Source organism: Enterobacter sp. E12, from assembly GCF_014596715.2.
In the GTDB taxonomy this organism is placed as follows: Bacteria; Pseudomonadota; Gammaproteobacteria; order Enterobacterales; family Enterobacteriaceae; genus Enterobacter; species Enterobacter bugandensis.
Genome location: NZ_CP115601.1, coordinates 4391967 through 4408784, shown reverse-complemented (window position 1 = coordinate 4408784; position 16818 = coordinate 4391967). Strand labels below are relative to the sequence as shown.

General features: G+C 50.8%; 29 protein-coding genes. 27 read left to right on the top strand and 2 right to left on the bottom strand.

The window, feature by feature from the left end; genetic code table 11:
- Positions 1 to 3 precede the first annotated feature (3 nt).
- Together IB212_RS21180 and slyD are read left to right on the top strand one after the other, a co-directional pair.
- Complete coding sequence (locus IB212_RS21180; RefSeq protein WP_003861689.1) at positions 4 to 204, top strand: YheV family putative zinc ribbon protein; 201 nt, start codon at positions 4 to 6, stop codon at positions 202 to 204.
- 94 nt (positions 205 to 298) lie between these two features.
- On the top strand, positions 299 to 889 hold the full coding sequence (gene slyD, locus IB212_RS21175) for a peptidylprolyl isomerase (RefSeq protein WP_003861691.1): 591 nt from the start codon (positions 299 to 301) through the stop codon (positions 887 to 889).
- A gap of 51 nt (positions 890 to 940) precedes the next feature.
- Here slyD and IB212_RS21170 read toward each other — a convergent pair whose 3' ends face one another.
- A complete protein-coding gene (locus IB212_RS21170; protein WP_028014642.1) occupies positions 941 to 1159 on the bottom strand; it encodes a protein SlyX in 219 nt (72 codons plus the stop codon).
- 238 nt (positions 1160 to 1397) lie between these two features.
- Here IB212_RS21170 and fkpA point away from each other — a divergent pair, with 238 nt between their 5' ends.
- The 11 genes from fkpA to bfr all read left to right on the top strand — a co-directional run bounded on the left by fkpA (position 1398) and on the right by bfr (position 9598).
- A complete protein-coding gene (gene fkpA, locus IB212_RS21165) occupies positions 1398 to 2219 on the top strand; it encodes an FKBP-type peptidyl-prolyl cis-trans isomerase (RefSeq protein ID WP_023331457.1) in 822 nt (273 codons plus the stop codon).
- A 165-nt stretch (positions 2220 to 2384) separates the two neighbouring features.
- Positions 2385 to 3107, top strand: a complete 723-nt coding sequence (locus IB212_RS21160) for a transcriptional regulator (RefSeq protein ID WP_014885489.1) — start codon at positions 2385 to 2387, stop codon at positions 3105 to 3107.
- Complete coding sequence (gene tusD / locus IB212_RS21155) at positions 3107 to 3493, top strand: sulfurtransferase complex subunit TusD (protein ID WP_041911941.1); 387 nt, start codon at positions 3107 to 3109, stop codon at positions 3491 to 3493. Before IB212_RS21160 ends, tusD begins: the two co-directional genes overlap by 1 nt.
- Positions 3493 to 3852: a sulfurtransferase complex subunit TusC gene (gene tusC, locus IB212_RS21150; protein WP_041911942.1), complete on the top strand. Its 360-nt coding sequence runs from the start codon at positions 3493 to 3495 to the stop codon at positions 3850 to 3852. The genes tusD and tusC overlap by 1 nt, the downstream gene beginning before the upstream one ends.
- Before the next feature lie 7 nt (positions 3853 to 3859).
- A complete protein-coding gene (tusB, locus tag IB212_RS21145) occupies positions 3860 to 4147 on the top strand; it encodes a sulfurtransferase complex subunit TusB (protein ID WP_041911943.1) in 288 nt (95 codons plus the stop codon).
- Positions 4148 to 4271: 124 nt separating this feature from the next.
- Positions 4272 to 4646, top strand: a complete 375-nt coding sequence (gene rpsL / locus IB212_RS21140; protein ID WP_000246815.1) for a 30S ribosomal protein S12 — start codon at positions 4272 to 4274, stop codon at positions 4644 to 4646.
- A gap of 96 nt (positions 4647 to 4742) precedes the next feature.
- The gene (rpsG, locus tag IB212_RS21135) at positions 4743 to 5213 is read left to right on the top strand and encodes a 30S ribosomal protein S7 (protein ID WP_003861706.1); all 471 of its coding nucleotides are present in this window, start codon (positions 4743 to 4745) and stop codon (positions 5211 to 5213) included.
- Between the two features lie 96 nt (positions 5214 to 5309).
- Positions 5310 to 7424: an elongation factor G gene (gene fusA, locus IB212_RS21130; RefSeq protein WP_028014637.1), complete on the top strand. Its 2115-nt coding sequence runs from the start codon at positions 5310 to 5312 to the stop codon at positions 7422 to 7424.
- A 69-nt stretch (positions 7425 to 7493) separates the two neighbouring features.
- Positions 7494 to 8678: an elongation factor Tu gene (gene tuf, locus IB212_RS21125; RefSeq protein WP_014068448.1), complete on the top strand. Its 1185-nt coding sequence runs from the start codon at positions 7494 to 7496 to the stop codon at positions 8676 to 8678.
- A 176-nt stretch (positions 8679 to 8854) separates the two neighbouring features.
- A complete protein-coding gene (bfd, locus tag IB212_RS21120) occupies positions 8855 to 9049 on the top strand; it encodes a bacterioferritin-associated ferredoxin (RefSeq protein ID WP_003863268.1) in 195 nt (64 codons plus the stop codon).
- A 72-nt stretch (positions 9050 to 9121) separates the two neighbouring features.
- Positions 9122 to 9598, top strand: a complete 477-nt coding sequence (gene bfr, locus IB212_RS21115; protein ID WP_028014636.1) for a bacterioferritin — start codon at positions 9122 to 9124, stop codon at positions 9596 to 9598.
- Here bfr and IB212_RS21110 read toward each other — a convergent pair.
- Positions 9582 to 10055, bottom strand: coding sequence for an A24 family peptidase (locus tag IB212_RS21110; RefSeq protein ID WP_188246100.1), 474 nt, complete (start codon positions 10053 to 10055; stop codon positions 9582 to 9584). The genes bfr and IB212_RS21110 overlap by 17 nt on opposite strands.
- Before the next feature lie 381 nt (positions 10056 to 10436).
- On the opposite strand from IB212_RS21110, the gene rpsJ reads away from it, so the two are divergent.
- The 14 genes from rpsJ to rplE all read left to right on the top strand — a co-directional run bounded on the left by rpsJ (position 10437) and on the right by rplE (position 16810).
- Positions 10437 to 10748 carry a 30S ribosomal protein S10 gene (rpsJ, locus tag IB212_RS21105; RefSeq protein ID WP_001181005.1) on the top strand — a complete coding sequence of 104 codons (312 nt, stop codon included), beginning with the start codon at positions 10437 to 10439 and terminating at the stop codon, positions 10746 to 10748.
- A 32-nt stretch (positions 10749 to 10780) separates the two neighbouring features.
- On the top strand, positions 10781 to 11410 hold the full coding sequence (gene rplC / locus IB212_RS21100; protein ID WP_003863274.1) for a 50S ribosomal protein L3: 630 nt from the start codon (positions 10781 to 10783) through the stop codon (positions 11408 to 11410).
- 10 nt (positions 11411 to 11420) lie between these two features.
- Positions 11421 to 12026, top strand: coding sequence for a 50S ribosomal protein L4 (gene rplD / locus IB212_RS21095; protein ID WP_000424395.1), 606 nt, complete (start codon positions 11421 to 11423; stop codon positions 12024 to 12026).
- Positions 12023 to 12325 carry a 50S ribosomal protein L23 gene (gene rplW, locus IB212_RS21090; protein WP_000617546.1) on the top strand — a complete coding sequence of 101 codons (303 nt, stop codon included), beginning with the start codon at positions 12023 to 12025 and terminating at the stop codon, positions 12323 to 12325. Before rplD ends, rplW begins: the two co-directional genes overlap by 4 nt.
- 17 nt (positions 12326 to 12342) lie before the next feature.
- Complete coding sequence (rplB, locus tag IB212_RS21085; protein WP_000301859.1) at positions 12343 to 13164, top strand: 50S ribosomal protein L2; 822 nt, start codon at positions 12343 to 12345, stop codon at positions 13162 to 13164.
- Between the two features lie 16 nt (positions 13165 to 13180).
- Complete coding sequence (gene rpsS / locus IB212_RS21080) at positions 13181 to 13459, top strand: 30S ribosomal protein S19 (protein WP_001138117.1); 279 nt, start codon at positions 13181 to 13183, stop codon at positions 13457 to 13459.
- A 14-nt stretch (positions 13460 to 13473) separates the two neighbouring features.
- Positions 13474 to 13806, top strand: coding sequence for a 50S ribosomal protein L22 (gene rplV / locus IB212_RS21075; protein ID WP_002919773.1), 333 nt, complete (start codon positions 13474 to 13476; stop codon positions 13804 to 13806).
- A gap of 17 nt (positions 13807 to 13823) precedes the next feature.
- The gene (rpsC, locus tag IB212_RS21070; protein WP_000529945.1) at positions 13824 to 14525 is read left to right on the top strand and encodes a 30S ribosomal protein S3; all 702 of its coding nucleotides are present in this window, start codon (positions 13824 to 13826) and stop codon (positions 14523 to 14525) included.
- Positions 14526 to 14537: 12 nt separating this feature from the next.
- Positions 14538 to 14948, top strand: coding sequence for a 50S ribosomal protein L16 (gene rplP / locus IB212_RS21065; protein ID WP_002919759.1), 411 nt, complete (start codon positions 14538 to 14540; stop codon positions 14946 to 14948).
- On the top strand, positions 14948 to 15139 hold the full coding sequence (gene rpmC, locus IB212_RS21060; protein ID WP_003863282.1) for a 50S ribosomal protein L29: 192 nt from the start codon (positions 14948 to 14950) through the stop codon (positions 15137 to 15139). Before rplP ends, rpmC begins: the two co-directional genes overlap by 1 nt.
- Positions 15139 to 15393 carry a 30S ribosomal protein S17 gene (gene rpsQ, locus IB212_RS21055; protein WP_008503489.1) on the top strand — a complete coding sequence of 85 codons (255 nt, stop codon included), beginning with the start codon at positions 15139 to 15141 and terminating at the stop codon, positions 15391 to 15393. The genes rpmC and rpsQ overlap by 1 nt, the downstream gene beginning before the upstream one ends.
- 166 nt (positions 15394 to 15559) lie before the next feature.
- Positions 15560 to 15931 (top strand): 50S ribosomal protein L14, encoded by a 372-nt coding sequence (gene rplN, locus IB212_RS21050; RefSeq protein ID WP_002919748.1) that lies wholly within the window; start codon positions 15560 to 15562, stop codon positions 15929 to 15931.
- Positions 15932 to 15941: 10 nt separating this feature from the next.
- The gene (gene rplX, locus IB212_RS21045; RefSeq protein WP_003863287.1) at positions 15942 to 16256 is read left to right on the top strand and encodes a 50S ribosomal protein L24; all 315 of its coding nucleotides are present in this window, start codon (positions 15942 to 15944) and stop codon (positions 16254 to 16256) included.
- 14 nt (positions 16257 to 16270) lie between these two features.
- Positions 16271 to 16810 carry a 50S ribosomal protein L5 gene (rplE, locus tag IB212_RS21040; protein ID WP_001096202.1) on the top strand — a complete coding sequence of 180 codons (540 nt, stop codon included), beginning with the start codon at positions 16271 to 16273 and terminating at the stop codon, positions 16808 to 16810.
- Positions 16811 to 16818 lie beyond the last annotated feature (8 nt).

Below are 16818 nucleotides of genomic sequence, written 5' to 3'. Positions count from 1 at the left end.
AAGATGGCTGTACGTAAACGCTTTATCGCGGGTGCAAAGTGCCCGTCTTGCCAGGCTCAAGATACGCTGGCCATGTGGCGCGAAAATAATATTGATATAGTTGAGTGCGTTAAGTGCGGTCACCAGATGCGTGAGGCTGACAAAGAAGCACGCGATCACGTTCGCAAAGAAGAGCAAGTGATCGGCATTTTTCATCCAGACTAGCGATATGCTCTGAGTTTTTTTAAGCTTAAGGGTACACGGGTGCAGATTTCCGCTACAATCTGCGCCAGCAATTTTCCCACGCTCAGGAGATATCATGAAAGTAGCAAAAGACCTGGTGGTCAGCCTGGCCTATCAGGTACGTACAGAAGACGGTGTGTTGGTTGATGAGTCTCCGGTGAGTGCGCCGCTGGACTACCTGCATGGTCACGGTTCCCTGATTTCCGGCCTGGAAACTGCGCTGGAAGGTCATGAAGTTGGCGATAAATTCGACGTTGCTGTAGGCGCGAACGACGCTTACGGTCAGTATGACGACAACCTGGTTCAGCGCGTTCCTAAAGACGTGTTCATGGGCGTTGACGAGCTGCAGGTTGGCATGCGCTTCCTGGCTGAAACTGACCAGGGTCCAGTTCCTGTTGAAATCACTGAAGTTGAAGACGACCACGTTGTGGTTGACGGCAACCACATGCTGGCTGGCCAGAACCTGAAGTTCAACGTAGAAGTTGTTGCGATCCGTGAAGCGACTGAAGAAGAGCTGGCTCATGGCCACGTTCACGGTGCGCATGGTCACGACCATGATCACGATCACGGCCACGACGGCTGCTGCGGTGGTCACGGCCACGACCATGGTCATGACCACGGCCACGGTAAAGGTGGTTGCGGCAACGGCGGCTGCGGTTGCCACTAATTCCGTCATGCGGAAAATAAAAAAGCGGGATAATCCCGCTTTTTTTACGCCTCAATAATGAGGTGGTGGCGTCTCTTCCGACTGAGAGGCAATATTTGACGGCTGCGTCGCCTTCAGCTTTTCCGTCAGCAGGCGCATATGATCCCGCAGTTTCGCCATTTCGAGTTCGTGCGCGGTCACGGTCTGGTTAAGCTCTTCGATGGTGATGTCCTGAAAAGCCAGGCGGCTTTCCAGCTCAGCCATTCTCGCTTCTATCATTGTGTCCTTCATCATTCACCTCGTTTATATCTGATACGCCATATTGGCCCAGCGGCGGCGCAGTTTAACTGAGTTTATCCTTAAGTGCAGTCTCTATCCCGTTGGCAAGAAACTTATTTAAACAAAAATAGTCTGAAAAGTGGCGAGAATTGGAAGTGTCTGTCTGTAGATTTCTTCCGCAACGTTTTATAGTACGTCACTCATTTACGTTTAACGCTGGGGTGAGAGTCCCCAGGCCCTGGAGATATGGATGAAATCACTGTTTAAAGTAACGCTGCTGGCGACGACGATGGCTGTTGCACTGAACGCGCCGCTGTCATTCGCTGCTGATACTGCTGCGAAGCCTGCTGCCACTGCAGACAGCAAAGCGGCGTTCAAAAATGACGACCAGAAATCCGCCTACGCACTGGGCGCATCTCTGGGCCGCTACATGGAAAACTCTCTGAAAGAACAAGAGAAACTGGGCATCAAACTGGACAAAGCCCAGCTGATCGCGGGTGTTCAGGACGCCTTTGCTGATAAGAGCAAACTGTCTGACCAGGAAATCGAACAGACTCTGCAGGCGTTCGAAGCGCGCGTGAAGGGTGCCGCTCAGACCAAGATGGAAGCGGACGCTAAAGACAACGAAGCGAAAGGCAAAGCCTACCGCGACACTTTTGCTAAAGAGAAGGGTGTGAAAACCTCTTCTACTGGTCTGGTGTACAAAGTTGAGAAAGAAGGTACCGGTGATGCGCCTAAAGACAGCGACACCGTTGTGGTGAACTACAAAGGTACGCTGATCGACGGTAAAGAGTTCGACAACTCTTACACCCGTGGTGAACCTCTTTCCTTCCGTCTTGACGGTGTGATCCCAGGCTGGACTGAAGGCCTGAAAAACATCAAAAAAGGCGGCAAAATCAAGCTGGTTATCCCACCGGATCTGGCCTATGGCAAAACTGGCGTTCCGGGTATCCCGGCTAACTCTACGCTGGTCTTCGACGTAGAGCTGCTGGACATCAAACCAGCGCCGAAAGCGGATGCGAAACCGGAAGCGCAGGCAGATCAGAAAGCTGCGACAGACGCTAAGAAGTAATGTGATGCAAACCGCCGCCTTTTAAGGCGGCGGTTTTTTATTGTGGGGCAGATATAATTAACACTGGAAAGCGTTAGGCACGCTGTATTAATTTAGTTGTCCGTGTAGATAATGAGCCTGCCCTGAAAACCTAACGACAGGCTCCTGAAAAGGAGTGTTTTTTTCATGTCCAGGTCGCTTTTAACCAACGAAACCAGTGAACTTGATTTGCTGGATCAACGTCCTTTTGACCAGACCGACTTCGATATTCTGAAATCCTATGAAGCGGTAGTGGACGGGTTAGCGATGCTCATTGGTTCCCACTGCGAAATCGTATTGCACTCCCTGCAAGATCTGAAGTGTTCCGCCATCCGCATTGCTAATGGTGAGCATACCGGCCGTAAAATTGGTTCGCCAATTACCGACCTTGCATTGCGTATGTTGCATGACATGACCGGCGCGGACAGCAGCGTCTCAAAATGTTATTTCACCCGCGCCAAAAGCGGCGTGCTGATGAAATCAGAAACCATCGCGATTCGAAATCGCGAGCATCGTGTGATTGGGCTGCTGTGCATCAACATGAACCTTGATGTGCCATTCTCGCAGATCATGAGCACCTTTATTCCGCCAGAAACGCCAGACGTTGGCTCTTCTGTTAACTTTGCCTCCTCCGTTGAAGATCTCGTCACGCAGACGCTTGAGTTCACCATTGAAGAGGTCAATGCTGACCGCAACGTATCGAACAACGCCAAGAATCGCCAGATCGTACTCAATCTCTACGAGAAAGGGATTTTCGACATTAAAGATGCCATCAACCAGGTGGCCGATCGTCTGAACATCTCCAAGCATACGGTTTACCTCTACATCCGTCAGTTCAAAAGCGGCGATTTCGTGGGGCAGGATAAGTAATGCGTTTTGCATTAATGGTGACGGGCCCGGCGTATGGGACTCAACAGGCCAGCAGCGCGCTGCAGTTTGCGCATGCGCTGCTGGCGGCCGGACACGAACTGGCGAGCGTCTTCTTCTATCGGGAAGGGGTGTATAACGCGAACCAGTTTACGTCGCCGGCGAGCGACGAGTTTGATCTGGTCCGCGCCTGGCAGGCGTTAAATGAAAAGCAGGGCGTTGAGCTGCATATCTGCGTGGCGGCGGCGCTGCGTCGCGGCGTGACGGATGCAGACGAAGCCGAGCGCCTGGGATTATCAGGCGCTAACCTGCAGCCTGGTTTTTCGTTGAGTGGTCTGGGCGCATTGGCTCAGGCGGCGTTAACCTGCGACAGAGTGGTGCAATTCTGATGAAGCGTGTGGCATTTGTTTTTACTTCTGCGCCGCACGGCAGCAGCTCTGGCCGCGAAGGCCTGGATGCGCTGCTTGCGACATCGGCGTTAACAGAAGATATCGGTGTCTTCTTTCTGGGGGACGGCGTGCTTCAGCTTCTGGCGGGCCAACAGCCGCAGGCCATTCTGGCGCGCGACTACATCGCCACCTTCAAAGTGCTGCCGCTTTACGATATCGAAACCTGCTATGTCTGTGCCGACTCTTTAACGGCGCGCGGTTTAAGCGATAAGACGCCTTTTGTGCTGGATGTGACGACCTTACCTGCCGCAGCACTGCGTGAACAACTATCCCACTACGACACCATTCTGACTTTCTGAGGCTTCCATGCTCCATATTCTCAGCCATTCACCATGGCAATGTGATATCGACACGCTGTTGAGCATGCTGCGCGAAGGTGACGATCTGCTGCTGATTCAGGATGGCGTGCTCGCTGCACTTGAAGGTGGACGTTTCGTTGAAATTCTCACGAACGCCCCCATAACGGTCTCTGCGCTGAAGGACGATCTGGATGCGCGGGGTCTTTCTGGTCAAATTTCAGCCAAAATTGACGTGGTTGGCTATACTGATTTCGTCAATCTTACTGTGACGCACGCCAGTCAAATGAACTGGTGATTTGAGATCGCTGTATATTTCTTGACACCTTTTCGACGTAGCCCTAAAATTTCGCGTCCTCATATTGTATGAGGTCGTTTTATTACGTGTTTACGAAGCAAAAGCTAAAACCAGGAGCTATTTAATGGCAACAGTTAACCAGCTGGTACGCAAACCACGTGCACGCAAAGTTGCAAAAAGCAACGTGCCTGCGCTGGAAGCCTGCCCGCAGAAACGTGGCGTATGTACTCGTGTATATACCACCACTCCTAAAAAACCAAACTCCGCACTGCGTAAAGTATGCCGTGTGCGTTTGACTAACGGTTTCGAAGTGACTTCCTACATCGGTGGTGAAGGTCACAACCTGCAGGAGCACTCCGTGATCCTGATCCGTGGCGGTCGTGTTAAAGACCTTCCGGGTGTTCGTTACCACACCGTTCGTGGTGCGCTGGACTGCTCAGGTGTTAAAGACCGTAAGCAGGCTCGCTCCAAGTACGGCGTGAAGCGTCCTAAGGCTTAATGGTTCTCCGTTAAGTAAGGCCAAACTGATTTATCTTAATGTCAAACTAAACTCGTAGAGTTTTGGACAATCCTGAATTAACAACGGAGTATTCCCATGCCACGTCGTCGCGTCATTGGTCAGCGTAAAATTCTTCCAGATCCGAAGTTCGGATCAGAACTGCTGGCAAAATTTGTAAATATCCTGATGGTAGATGGTAAAAAATCTACTGCAGAAGCAATCGTATACAGCGCGCTGGAGACCCTGGCTCAGCGTTCTGGTAAAAATGAACTGGAAGCTTTCGAAGTCGCTCTCGACAACGTTCGCCCAACTGTAGAAGTTAAGTCCCGCCGCGTTGGTGGTTCTACTTATCAGGTTCCAGTTGAAGTTCGTCCGGTTCGTCGTAATGCCCTGGCAATGCGTTGGATCGTTGAAGCTGCTCGTAAACGCGGTGATAAATCCATGGCTCTGCGTCTGGCGAACGAACTTTCTGATGCTGCAGAAAACAAAGGTACTGCAGTTAAGAAACGTGAAGACGTTCACCGTATGGCAGAAGCCAACAAGGCGTTCGCACACTACCGTTGGTAATCCCTTCGGAGTATTAGTCACCAGGCGGGCGCTTCAGAGAAGCTGCCCGCTCTGGGTAACTTAACTGAACGCCTAAAGAAACAAACGAGGAATCAAATGGCTCGTACAACACCCATCGCACGCTACCGTAACATCGGTATCAGTGCGCACATCGACGCCGGTAAGACCACTACTACCGAACGTATTCTGTTCTACACCGGTGTAAACCATAAAATCGGTGAAGTTCATGACGGCGCAGCCACCATGGACTGGATGGAACAGGAGCAGGAGCGTGGTATTACCATCACCTCCGCAGCGACTACTGCATTCTGGTCAGGTATGGCTAAGCAGTACGAACCGCATCGCGTAAACATCATCGACACCCCGGGCCACGTTGACTTCACCATCGAAGTAGAACGTTCCATGCGTGTTCTTGACGGCGCGGTAATGGTTTATTGCGCAGTTGGTGGTGTTCAGCCACAGTCTGAAACCGTATGGCGTCAGGCGAACAAATATAAAGTTCCACGCATCGCGTTCGTTAACAAAATGGACCGTATGGGTGCTAACTTCCTGAAAGTTGTTGGCCAGATCAAAACCCGTCTGGGCGCGAACCCTGTTCCGCTGCAGCTGGCAATTGGTGCTGAAGAAGGCTTCACCGGCGTTATCGATCTGGTGAAAATGAAAGCCATCAACTGGAACGATGCAGACCAGGGCGTTACCTTCGAATACGAAGATATCCCGGCTGAGATGCAGGACCTGGCTGACGAATGGCACCAGAACCTGATCGAATCCGCTGCTGAAGCTTCTGAAGAGCTGATGGAGAAATACCTGGGTGGTGAAGAACTGTCTGAAGAAGAGATCAAAAAAGCTCTGCGTCAGCGCGTTCTGAACAACGAAATCATCCTGGTAACCTGTGGTTCTGCGTTCAAGAACAAAGGTGTTCAGGCGATGCTGGATGCGGTAGTTGACTACCTGCCATCCCCGGTTGACGTTCCTGCGATCAACGGCATCCTGGACGACGGTAAAGATACTCCGGCTGAGCGTCACGCAAGTGATGACGAGCCGTTCTCTGCACTGGCGTTCAAAATTGCTACCGACCCATTCGTGGGTAACCTGACCTTCTTCCGCGTTTACTCTGGTGTGGTTAACTCTGGTGACACCATCCTGAACTCCGTGAAAGCGGCGCGTGAACGTTTTGGCCGTATCGTACAGATGCACGCTAACAAACGTGAAGAGATCAAAGAAGTTCGTGCGGGCGACATCGCTGCAGCTATCGGTCTGAAAGACGTGACCACTGGTGACACCCTGTGTGACCCGGATCACCCGATCATTCTGGAGCGTATGGAATTCCCTGAGCCGGTAATCTCCATCGCGGTTGAACCAAAAACCAAAGCTGACCAGGAAAAAATGGGTCTGGCTCTGGGCCGTCTGGCGAAAGAAGACCCATCATTCCGCGTATGGACTGATGAAGAATCTAACCAGACCATCATCGCTGGTATGGGTGAACTGCACCTGGACATCATCGTTGACCGTATGAAGCGTGAATTCAACGTTGAAGCGAACGTGGGTAAACCTCAGGTTGCTTACCGCGAAGCGATTCGCGCGAAAGTTACCGATGTTGAAGGTAAACACGCTAAGCAGTCTGGTGGTCGCGGTCAGTACGGTCACGTTGTGATCGACATGTACCCACTGGAGCCGGGCTCTAACCCGAAAGGTTACGAGTTCATCAACGACATCAAAGGTGGTGTAATTCCTGGCGAATACATCCCAGCCGTTGATAAAGGCATCCAGGAACAGCTGAAAGCGGGCCCTCTGGCTGGCTATCCGGTTGTTGACATGGGTATCCGTCTGCACTTCGGTTCTTACCACGACGTTGACTCCTCTGAACTGGCGTTTAAACTGGCTGCGTCTATTGCCTTTAAAGAAGGCTTTAAGAAAGCAAAACCAGTTCTGCTTGAGCCAATCATGAAGGTTGAAGTAGAAACTCCTGAAGAGAACACCGGTGACGTTATCGGTGACTTGAGCCGTCGTCGCGGTATGCTGCGTGGTCAGGAATCCGAAGTAACTGGCGTTAAGATCCACGCTGAAGTTCCGCTGTCTGAAATGTTCGGATATGCAACTCAGCTGCGTTCTCTGACCAAAGGTCGTGCATCATACACCATGGAATTCCTGAAGTATGATGATGCGCCTAACAACGTTGCTCAGGCCGTTATTGAAGCCCGTGGTAAGTAATCCACAGGATTAAAACCTAAGTCCCGTGCTCTCTCCAGAGGGGAGAGCACTATAGTAAGGAATATAGCCGTGTCTAAAGAAAAATTTGAACGTACAAAACCGCACGTCAACGTTGGTACTATCGGCCACGTTGACCATGGTAAAACTACCCTGACCGCTGCAATCACTACCGTTCTGGCTAAAACCTACGGTGGTTCTGCTCGTGCATTCGACCAGATCGATAACGCGCCAGAAGAAAAAGCTCGTGGTATCACCATCAACACCTCTCACGTTGAGTACGACACCCCGACTCGCCACTACGCACACGTAGACTGCCCAGGCCACGCCGACTATGTTAAAAACATGATCACCGGTGCTGCGCAGATGGACGGCGCGATCCTGGTTGTTGCTGCGACTGACGGCCCAATGCCTCAGACTCGTGAGCACATCCTGCTGGGTCGTCAGGTAGGCGTTCCTTTCATCATCGTGTTCCTGAACAAATGCGACATGGTTGATGACGAAGAGCTGCTGGAACTGGTAGAGATGGAAGTTCGTGAACTGCTGTCTCAGTACGATTTCCCGGGCGACGACACTCCAATCGTTCGCGGTTCCGCGCTGAAAGCGCTGGAAGGCGAAGCAGAGTGGGAAGCGAAAATCATCGAACTGGCTGGCTTCCTGGATTCTTACATCCCAGAACCAGAGCGTGCGATTGACAAGCCATTCCTGCTGCCAATCGAAGACGTATTCTCCATCTCCGGTCGTGGTACCGTTGTTACCGGTCGTGTAGAGCGCGGTATCATCAAAGTTGGTGAAGAAGTTGAAATCGTTGGTATCAAAGAGACTGCGAAGTCTACCTGTACTGGCGTTGAAATGTTCCGCAAACTGCTGGACGAAGGCCGTGCTGGTGAGAACGTTGGTGTTCTGCTGCGTGGTATCAAACGTGAAGAAATCGAACGTGGTCAGGTTCTGGCGAAGCCAGGCTCAATCAAGCCACACACCAAGTTCGAATCTGAAGTGTACATCCTGTCCAAAGACGAAGGCGGCCGTCATACTCCGTTCTTCAAAGGCTACCGTCCACAGTTCTACTTCCGTACAACTGACGTGACCGGTACCATCGAACTGCCAGAAGGCGTAGAGATGGTAATGCCAGGCGACAACATCAAGATGGTTGTGACTCTGATCCACCCAATCGCGATGGACGACGGTCTGCGTTTCGCAATCCGTGAAGGCGGCCGTACCGTTGGCGCGGGCGTTGTTGCTAAAGTTCTGGGCTAATTAATTATCCCTGAATAAAAAAGGACGCTTCGGCGTCCTTTTTTGTTTTCTGTACCTTTCCTTGTCACAAAATTTCGCATTTTTTAACCGCTCCCGGCCCGTATCCTGGCGTATGTGCTATTGTAATCATAACCATTCTCACTTACACTTTGCGCATATTTTGAACGGGAGTCTCTATGTACGTTTGTTTATGTAATGGTGTAAGCGACAAGAAAATTCGTCAGGCCGTTCGCCAGTTTCAGCCACAATCTTTCCAGCAGCTTCGCAAATTTGTTCCGGTGGGAAATCAATGCGGTAAATGCGTTCGCGCAGCGCGTGAGATCATGCAGGACGAACTGATGCAGATCCCGGAATTCAAAGAGATCGCGTAAGCCTCTATCTTTTTTTTGACATCCCCGTAGCCCGTTCTACGCTTCAATGAGTGGAAGCGGAGGGACTATATAATGAAAGGTGATGTTAAAATCATAAGTTATCTCAATAAATTATTGGGAAATGAGCTTGTCGCAATCAACCAGTACTTTCTTCACGCGAGAATGTTTAAAAACTGGGGTCTGACACGTCTGAATGACGTTGAGTACCATGAATCTATAGATGAGATGAAACACGCTGATAAATACATCGAGCGTATCTTATTCCTTGAAGGCATCCCAAACCTGCAGGATCTCGGCAAGCTGGGCATCGGTGAGGATGTCGAAGAGATGCTGCGTTCTGACCTCCGGCTGGAGCTGGAAGGTGCGAAAGATCTGCGCGAAGCCATTGCTTATGCTGACAGCGTCCATGACTATGTGAGCCGCGATATGATGATCCAGATCCTTGCCGATGAAGAAGGCCACATTGACTGGCTGGAAACCGAGCTGGATCTCATTAGCAAAATTGGCCTTCAAAACTACCTACAGTCTCAGATCAAAGTGGAAAATTAATCAGATTTTCCCATCCAACGCATAAACCCGCTGCTGCCAGAAATGGTCCAAAAGGCAGTGGGTTTTTTAATGCTCCTTTATCTGAGGTGAGAAATGAAAAAACAAGAATGCAAAGCAGCGCCATAAGCGCGGCGAGTAACGCCAGTTTAGGCAGTATGCACCAGCCATGCCACGCACCAAGTCCTGCCAGATACTTCACATCGCCATATCCCATTCCTTCCCGCCGGCAGATAAGCCGATAGCCCCAGTAAATCGTGGCAAAACCAAGATATCCAGCCACCGCTCCCATTACGGCACTCGGCAGAAAATCAGGATGGATAAAGACCTGGTAGAGCAGGCCCGTCCAGAGCAACGGGCAGAGAAATTTATCGGGCAGCAAACCGTCGCGAATATCAGCGCGTACGAGTAGGGCCGTCAGAGAAAAATAGATCATCAGGAAGGGGAGGGTGGTTAGCATGGAAAAGGCCTCAAATGGTTTTGAGCGCATACTCGTTACAATCTGCCTGTCCGGCAACGCACAAAAACAGCAATTGCGTAGCGGCTTCATATAAAAAAATTCAGAAAGGATATACGGCGTAAAAAGTTGCGCAGTCCTACGCATACTGAGCCTTTGACGCTTAATTTCTAAACGGCACTTGCGTCTTTCTCTGATTTACGTATAATGCGCGGGCTTGTCGTAATTGACGGCGGGTTCAATCAGAACCAGAGTAGCTCATTTTGTTACTCAACAATGCTCCCAATTGGGGGGCTACGTAAGAACGGTTACACTCTCCCATCAATCGTAATGGGTTTGAGGAGTAATCATTTTCGTTTATAAAATAATTGGAGCTCTGGTCTCATGCAGAACCAAAGAATCCGTATCCGCCTTAAAGCGTTTGATCATCGTCTGATCGATCAATCAACCGCGGAAATCGTCGAGACTGCTAAGCGCACTGGTGCGCAAGTCCGTGGTCCGATCCCGCTGCCGACCCGCAAAGAGCGCTTCACCGTTCTGATCTCCCCGCACGTCAACAAAGACGCGCGCGATCAGTACGAAATCCGCACTCACAAGCGTCTGGTTGACATCGTTGAGCCAACTGAGAAAACCGTTGATGCTCTGATGCGTCTGGATCTGGCTGCCGGTGTAGACGTGCAGATCAGCCTGGGTTAATCAGGTCATCGAGCGATTGAGAGGTTGAAACAATGATTGGTTTAGTCGGTAAAAAAGTGGGTATGACCCGCATCTTCACTGAAGATGGCGTTTCTATCCCAGTAACCGTAATCGAAGTTGAAGCAAACCGCGTTACTCAGGTTAAAGATCTGGCTAACGATGGCTACCGCGCTATTCAGGTTACCACTGGTGCTAAAAAAGCTAACCGTGTAACCAAACCAGAAGCGGGTCACTTCGCTAAAGCTGGCGTAGAAGCTGGCCGTGGTCTGTGGGAATTCCGTCTTGCTGAAGGCGAAGAGTTCACCGTAGGTCAGGACATTAGCGTTGAGCTGTTTGCTGACGTTAAAAAAGTTGACGTAACCGGTACCTCTAAAGGTAAAGGTTTTGCTGGTACCGTTAAGCGCTGGAACTTCCGTACCCAGGACGCTACTCACGGTAACTCCTTGTCTCACCGCGTTCCGGGTTCTATCGGTCAGAACCAGACTCCGGGCAAAGTGTTCAAAGGCAAGAAAATGGCAGGTCAGCTGGGTAACGAACGTGTAACCGTTCAGAGCCTGGACGTAGTACGTGTTGACGCTGAGCGCAACCTGCTGCTGGTTAAAGGTGCGGTCCCGGGTGCAACCGGTAGCGACCTGATCGTTAAACCAGCTGTGAAGGCGTAAGGGGATAGCAATGGAATTAGTATTGAAAGACGCGCAGAGCGCGCTGACTGTTTCCGAAACTACCTTCGGTCGTGATTTCAACGAAGCGCTGGTTCACCAGGTTGTTGTTGCTTATGCAGCTGGTGCTCGTCAGGGTACTCGTGCTCAGAAGACTCGTGCTGAAGTAACTGGTTCTGGCAAAAAGCCATGGCGCCAGAAAGGTACCGGCCGTGCGCGTTCAGGTTCTATCAAGAGCCCGATCTGGCGTTCAGGTGGCGTGACCTTCGCTGCGCGTCCACAGGACCACAGTCAAAAAGTTAACAAAAAGATGTACCGCGGCGCGCTGAAAAGCATCCTGTCCGAACTGGTACGTCAGGATCGTCTGATCGTTGTCGAGAAGTTCTCTGTTGAAGCGCCTAAAACTAAGCTGCTGGCACAGAAACTGAAAGACATGGCTCTGGAAGATGTGCTGATCATCACCGGTGAGCTGGACGAGAACCTGTTCCTGGCCGCACGTAACCTGCACAAGGTTGACGTACGCGATGCGACTGGTATCGACCCGGTTAGCCTGATCGCCTTCGACAAAGTCGTAATGACTGCTGATGCTGTTAAGCAAGTTGAGGAGATGCTGGCATGATTCGTGAAGAACGTCTGCTGAAGGTGCTTCGCGCACCGCACGTTTCTGAAAAAGCGTCTACTGCGATGGAAAAAACAAACACCATCGTTCTCAAAGTTGCTAAAGACGCGACCAAAGCAGAGATCAAAGCTGCTGTGCAGAAACTGTTTGAAGTCGAAGTCGAAGTCGTTAACACCCTGGTAGTTAAAGGGAAAGTTAAACGTCACGGACAGCGTATCGGTCGTCGTAGCGACTGGAAAAAAGCTTACGTCACCCTGAAAGAAGGCCAGAACCTGGACTTCGTTGGCGGCGCTGAGTAAGTCGGAGGAGTAATACAATGGCAGTTGTTAAATGTAAACCGACATCTCCGGGTCGTCGCCACGTAGTTAAAGTGGTTAACCCTGAGCTGCACAAGGGCAAACCTTTTGCTCCGTTGCTGGAAAAAAACAGCAAATCCGGTGGTCGTAACAACAATGGCCGTATCACCACTCGTCACATCGGTGGTGGCCACAAGCAGGCTTATCGTATTGTTGACTTCAAACGCAACAAAGACGGTATCCCAGCAGTTGTTGAACGTCTTGAGTACGATCCGAACCGTTCCGCGAACATCGCGCTGGTTCTGTACAAAGACGGCGAACGCCGTTACATCCTGGCCCCTAAAGGCCTGAAAGCTGGCGACCAGATTCAGTCTGGCGTTGATGCTGCAATCAAAGCAGGCAACACCCTGCCGATGCGCAATATCCCGGTTGGTTCTACCGTTCATAACGTAGAAATGAAACCAGGTAAAGGCGGTCAGCTGGCACGTTCCGCTGGTACTTACGTTCAGATCGTTGCGCGTGACGGTGCTTATGTCACCCTGCGTCTGCGTTCTGGTGAAATGCGTAAAGTCGAAGCCGACTGCCGCGCTACTCTGGGCGAAGTTGGCAATGCTGAGCATATGCTGCGCGTTCTGGGTAAAGCTGGTGCTGCACGCTGGCGTGGTGTTCGTCCTACCGTTCGCGGTACTGCGATGAACCCAGTCGACCACCCACATGGTGGTGGTGAAGGTCGTAACTTTGGTAAGCACCCGGTAACTCCGTGGGGCGTTCAGACCAAAGGTAAGAAGACCCGCAGCAACAAGCGTACTGATAAATTTATCGTACGTCGCCGTAGCAAATAATTTTAGAGGATAAGCCATGCCACGTTCTCTCAAGAAAGGTCCTTTTATTGACCTGCACTTGCTGAAGAAGGTAGAGAAAGCGGTGGAAAGCGGAGACAAGAAGCCCCTGCGCACTTGGTCCCGTCGTTCAACGATCTTTCCTAACATGATCGGTTTGACCATCGCTGTCCATAATGGTCGTCAGCACGTTCCAGTCTTTGTAACCGACGAAATGGTTGGTCACAAACTGGGTGAATTCGCACCGACTCGTACTTATCGCGGCCACGCTGCTGATAAAAAAGCGAAGAAGAAATAAGGTAGGAGGAAGAGATGGAAACTTTAGCTCAACATCGCCATGCTCGTTCTTCTGCACAGAAGGTTCGCCTTGTTGCTGACCTGATTCGCGGTAAGAAAGTGTCGCAGGCCCTGGACATCCTGACCTATACCAACAAGAAAGCTGCGGTATTGGTCAAGAAAGTACTGGAATCTGCCATTGCTAACGCTGAACACAACGATGGCGCTGACATCGACGATCTGAAAGTCGCGAAAATTTTCGTAGATGAAGGCCCAAGCATGAAGCGCATTATGCCGCGTGCGAAAGGTCGTGCAGATCGCATCCTGAAGCGCACCAGCCACATTACTGTGGTTGTGTCCGATCGCTGAGACTCTGGAGACTAGCAATGGGTCAGAAAGTACATCCTAATGGTATTCGCCTGGGTATTGTAAAACCATGGAACTCTACCTGGTTTGCGAACACCAAAGAATTCGCTGACAACCTGGACAGCGATTTTAAAGTACGTCAGTACCTGACTAAGGAACTGGCTAAAGCGTCTGTATCTCGTATCGTTATCGAGCGTCCAGCGAAGAGCATCCGTGTGACTATTCACACTGCTCGTCCTGGCATCGTTATCGGTAAGAAAGGCGAAGACGTAGAAAAACTGCGCAAGGTCGTAGCGGATATCGCTGGCGTTCCTGCACAGATCAATATCGCTGAAGTTCGTAAGCCTGAACTGGACGCTAAATTGGTTGCTGACAGCATCACTTCTCAGCTGGAACGTCGTGTTATGTTCCGTCGTGCTATGAAGCGTGCTGTACAGAACGCAATGCGTCTGGGCGCTAAAGGTATCAAAGTTGAAGTTAGCGGCCGTCTGGGCGGCGCGGAAATCGCACGTACCGAATGGTACCGTGAAGGTCGCGTACCGCTGCACACTCTGCGTGCTGACATCGACTACAACACCTCTGAAGCGCACACCACTTACGGTGTAATCGGCGTTAAGGTATGGATCTTCAAAGGTGAGATCCTGGGTGGTATGGCTGCTGTTGAACAACCGGAAAAACCGGCTGCTCAACCTAAAAAGCAGCAGCGTAAAGGCCGTAAATAAGGAGCGTCGCTGATGTTACAACCAAAGCGTACAAAATTCCGTAAAGTGCACAAAGGCCGCAACCGTGGTCTGGCGCAGGGTACGGATGTTAGCTTCGGCACTTTCGGTCTGAAAGCTGTTGGCCGTGGTCGTCTGACTGCACGTCAGATCGAAGCAGCACGTCGTGCAATGACCCGTGCAGTTAAGCGTCAAGGTAAGATCTGGATCCGTGTATTCCCGGACAAACCGATCACCGAGAAGCCACTGGAAGTTCGTATGGGTAAAGGTAAAGGTAACGTGGAGTACTGGGTTGCCTTGATCCAACCGGGCAAAGTCCTTTATGAAATGGACGGTGTTCCGGAAGAGCTGGCCCGTGAAGCCTTCGGCCTGGCAGCAGCGAAACTGCCTATCAAAACCACCTTTGTAACTAAGACGGTGATGTAATGAAAGCAAAAGAGCTGCGTGAAAAAAGCGTTGAAGAGCTGAACGCTGAGCTGCTGAACCTGCTGCGTGAGCAGTTCAACCTGCGCATGCAGGCTGCAAGTGGCCAGCTGCAACAGACTCACCTGCTGAAGCAAGTGCGTCGCAATGTTGCACGCGTTAAGACTTTACTGACTCAGAAGGCGGGTGCGTAATGACCGATAAAATCCGTACTCTGCAAGGTCGTGTTGTTAGCGACAAAATGGAGAAATCCATTGTTGTAGCTATCGAACGTATTGTGAAACACCCGATCTACGGTAAATTCATCAAGCGTACGACCAAACTGCACGTACATGACGAGAACAACGAATGTGGTATCGGCGACAAGGTTGAAATCCGTGAATGCCGTCCACTGTCCAAGACTAAGTCCTGGACGCTGGTTCGCGTTGTAGAGAAAGCGGTTCTGTAATACAGTACGCCTTCTCAATACGAATAAACGGCTCAGCGATGAGCCGTTTATTTTTTCTACCCATATTGCAGAAGCGGTGTTATAATGCCGCGCCCTCGATATGGGGCTTTTTAACGGCTCTGATTTTAGAGTCTCAGGTAGTAGTTGACATTAGCGGAGCACTAAAATGATCCAAGAACAGACTATGCTGAACGTCGCCGACAACTCCGGTGCACGTCGCGTAATGTGTATCAAGGTTCTGGGTGGCTCGCACCGTCGCTACGCAGGCGTAGGCGACATCATCAAGATCACCATCAAGGAAGCAATTCCACGTGGTAAGGTCAAAAAAGGTGATGTGCTGAAGGCGGTAGTGGTGCGCACCAAGAAGGGTGTTCGTCGCCCTGACGGTTCTGTCATTCGCTTCGATGGTAATGCATGCGTTATTTTAAACAATAACAGCGAGCAGCCTATCGGCACGCGTATCTTTGGGCCGGTAACTCGTGAACTTCGTACTGAGAAGTTCATGAAAATTATCTCTCTGGCACCAGAAGTACTCTAAGGAGCGAATCATGGCAGCGAAAATCCGTCGTGATGACGAAGTTATCGTGTTAACCGGTAAAGATAAAGGTAAACGCGGTAAAGTAAAAAATGTTCTGTCTTCCGGCAAACTTGTCGTTGAAGGTATCAACCTGGTTAAGAAACATCAGAAGCCGGTTCCGGCCCTGAACCAACCAGGCGGCATCGTTGAAAAAGAAGCTGCTATTCAGGTTTCTAACGTTGCAATCTTCAATGCGGCTACCGGTAAGGCTGACCGTGTAGGCTTTAGATTCGAAGACGGCAAAAAAGTCCGTTTCTTCAAGTCTAACAGCGAAACTATCAAGTAATTTGGAGTAGTACGATGGCGAAACTGCATGATTACTACAAAGACGAAGTAGTTAAGAAACTCATGACCGAGTTTAACTACAATTCTGTCATGCAAGTCCCTCGGGTCGAGAAGATCACCCTGAACATGGGTGTTGGTGAAGCGATCGCTGACAAGAAACTGCTGGATAACGCAGCAGCTGATCTGACAGCAATCTCCGGTCAAAAACCGCTGATCACCAAAGCACGCAAATCTGTTGCAGGCTTCAAAATCCGTCAGGGCTATCCGATCGGCTGTAAAGTAACTCTGCGTGGCGAACGCATGTGGGAGTTCTTTGAGCGCCTGATCACTATTGCTGTTCCACGTATCCGTGACTTCCGTGGCCTGTCCGCGAAGTCTTTCGACGGTCGTGGTAACTACAGCATGGGTGTCCGTGAGCAGATCATCTTCCCAGAAATCGACTACGATAAAGTCGACCGCGTGCGTGGTTTGGATATTACCATTACCACTACTGCGAAATCTGACGAAGAAGGCCGTGCTCTGCTGGCTGCCTTTGACTTCCCGTTCCGCAAGTAAGGTAGGGT

Bases quoted from the DNA above. Each gene is read 5' to 3' on its own strand.
- IB212_RS21180 (WP_003861689.1), top strand. From the start codon at position 4: ATGGCTGTACGTAAACGCTTTATCGCGGGTGCAAAGTGCCCGTCTTGC.
- slyD (WP_003861691.1), top strand. From the start codon at position 299: ATGAAAGTAGCAAAAGACCTGGTGGTCAGCCTGGCCTATCAGGTACGT.
- IB212_RS21170 (WP_028014642.1), bottom strand. From the start codon at position 1,159: ATGAAGGACACAATGATAGAAGCGAGAATGGCTGAGCTGGAAAGCCGC.
- fkpA (WP_023331457.1), top strand. From the start codon at position 1,398: ATGAAATCACTGTTTAAAGTAACGCTGCTGGCGACGACGATGGCTGTT.
- IB212_RS21160 (WP_014885489.1), top strand. From the start codon at position 2,385: ATGTCCAGGTCGCTTTTAACCAACGAAACCAGTGAACTTGATTTGCTG.
- tusD (WP_041911941.1), top strand. From the start codon at position 3,107: ATGCGTTTTGCATTAATGGTGACGGGCCCGGCGTATGGGACTCAACAG.
- tusC (WP_041911942.1), top strand. From the start codon at position 3,493: ATGAAGCGTGTGGCATTTGTTTTTACTTCTGCGCCGCACGGCAGCAGC.
- tusB (WP_041911943.1), top strand. From the start codon at position 3,860: ATGCTCCATATTCTCAGCCATTCACCATGGCAATGTGATATCGACACG.
- rpsL (WP_000246815.1), top strand. From the start codon at position 4,272: ATGGCAACAGTTAACCAGCTGGTACGCAAACCACGTGCACGCAAAGTT.
- rpsG (WP_003861706.1), top strand. From the start codon at position 4,743: ATGCCACGTCGTCGCGTCATTGGTCAGCGTAAAATTCTTCCAGATCCG.
- fusA (WP_028014637.1), top strand. From the start codon at position 5,310: ATGGCTCGTACAACACCCATCGCACGCTACCGTAACATCGGTATCAGT.
- bfd (WP_003863268.1), top strand. From the start codon at position 8,855: ATGTACGTTTGTTTATGTAATGGTGTAAGCGACAAGAAAATTCGTCAG.
- bfr (WP_028014636.1), top strand. From the start codon at position 9,122: ATGAAAGGTGATGTTAAAATCATAAGTTATCTCAATAAATTATTGGGA.
- IB212_RS21110 (WP_188246100.1), bottom strand. From the start codon at position 10,055: ATGCTAACCACCCTCCCCTTCCTGATGATCTATTTTTCTCTGACGGCC.
- rpsJ (WP_001181005.1), top strand. From the start codon at position 10,437: ATGCAGAACCAAAGAATCCGTATCCGCCTTAAAGCGTTTGATCATCGT.
- rplC (WP_003863274.1), top strand. From the start codon at position 10,781: ATGATTGGTTTAGTCGGTAAAAAAGTGGGTATGACCCGCATCTTCACT.
- rplD (WP_000424395.1), top strand. From the start codon at position 11,421: ATGGAATTAGTATTGAAAGACGCGCAGAGCGCGCTGACTGTTTCCGAA.
- rplW (WP_000617546.1), top strand. From the start codon at position 12,023: ATGATTCGTGAAGAACGTCTGCTGAAGGTGCTTCGCGCACCGCACGTT.
- rplB (WP_000301859.1), top strand. From the start codon at position 12,343: ATGGCAGTTGTTAAATGTAAACCGACATCTCCGGGTCGTCGCCACGTA.
- rpsS (WP_001138117.1), top strand. From the start codon at position 13,181: ATGCCACGTTCTCTCAAGAAAGGTCCTTTTATTGACCTGCACTTGCTG.
- rplV (WP_002919773.1), top strand. From the start codon at position 13,474: ATGGAAACTTTAGCTCAACATCGCCATGCTCGTTCTTCTGCACAGAAG.
- rpsC (WP_000529945.1), top strand. From the start codon at position 13,824: ATGGGTCAGAAAGTACATCCTAATGGTATTCGCCTGGGTATTGTAAAA.
- rplP (WP_002919759.1), top strand. From the start codon at position 14,538: ATGTTACAACCAAAGCGTACAAAATTCCGTAAAGTGCACAAAGGCCGC.
- rpmC (WP_003863282.1), top strand. From the start codon at position 14,948: ATGAAAGCAAAAGAGCTGCGTGAAAAAAGCGTTGAAGAGCTGAACGCT.
- rpsQ (WP_008503489.1), top strand. From the start codon at position 15,139: ATGACCGATAAAATCCGTACTCTGCAAGGTCGTGTTGTTAGCGACAAA.
- rplN (WP_002919748.1), top strand. From the start codon at position 15,560: ATGATCCAAGAACAGACTATGCTGAACGTCGCCGACAACTCCGGTGCA.
- rplX (WP_003863287.1), top strand. From the start codon at position 15,942: ATGGCAGCGAAAATCCGTCGTGATGACGAAGTTATCGTGTTAACCGGT.
- rplE (WP_001096202.1), top strand. From the start codon at position 16,271: ATGGCGAAACTGCATGATTACTACAAAGACGAAGTAGTTAAGAAACTC.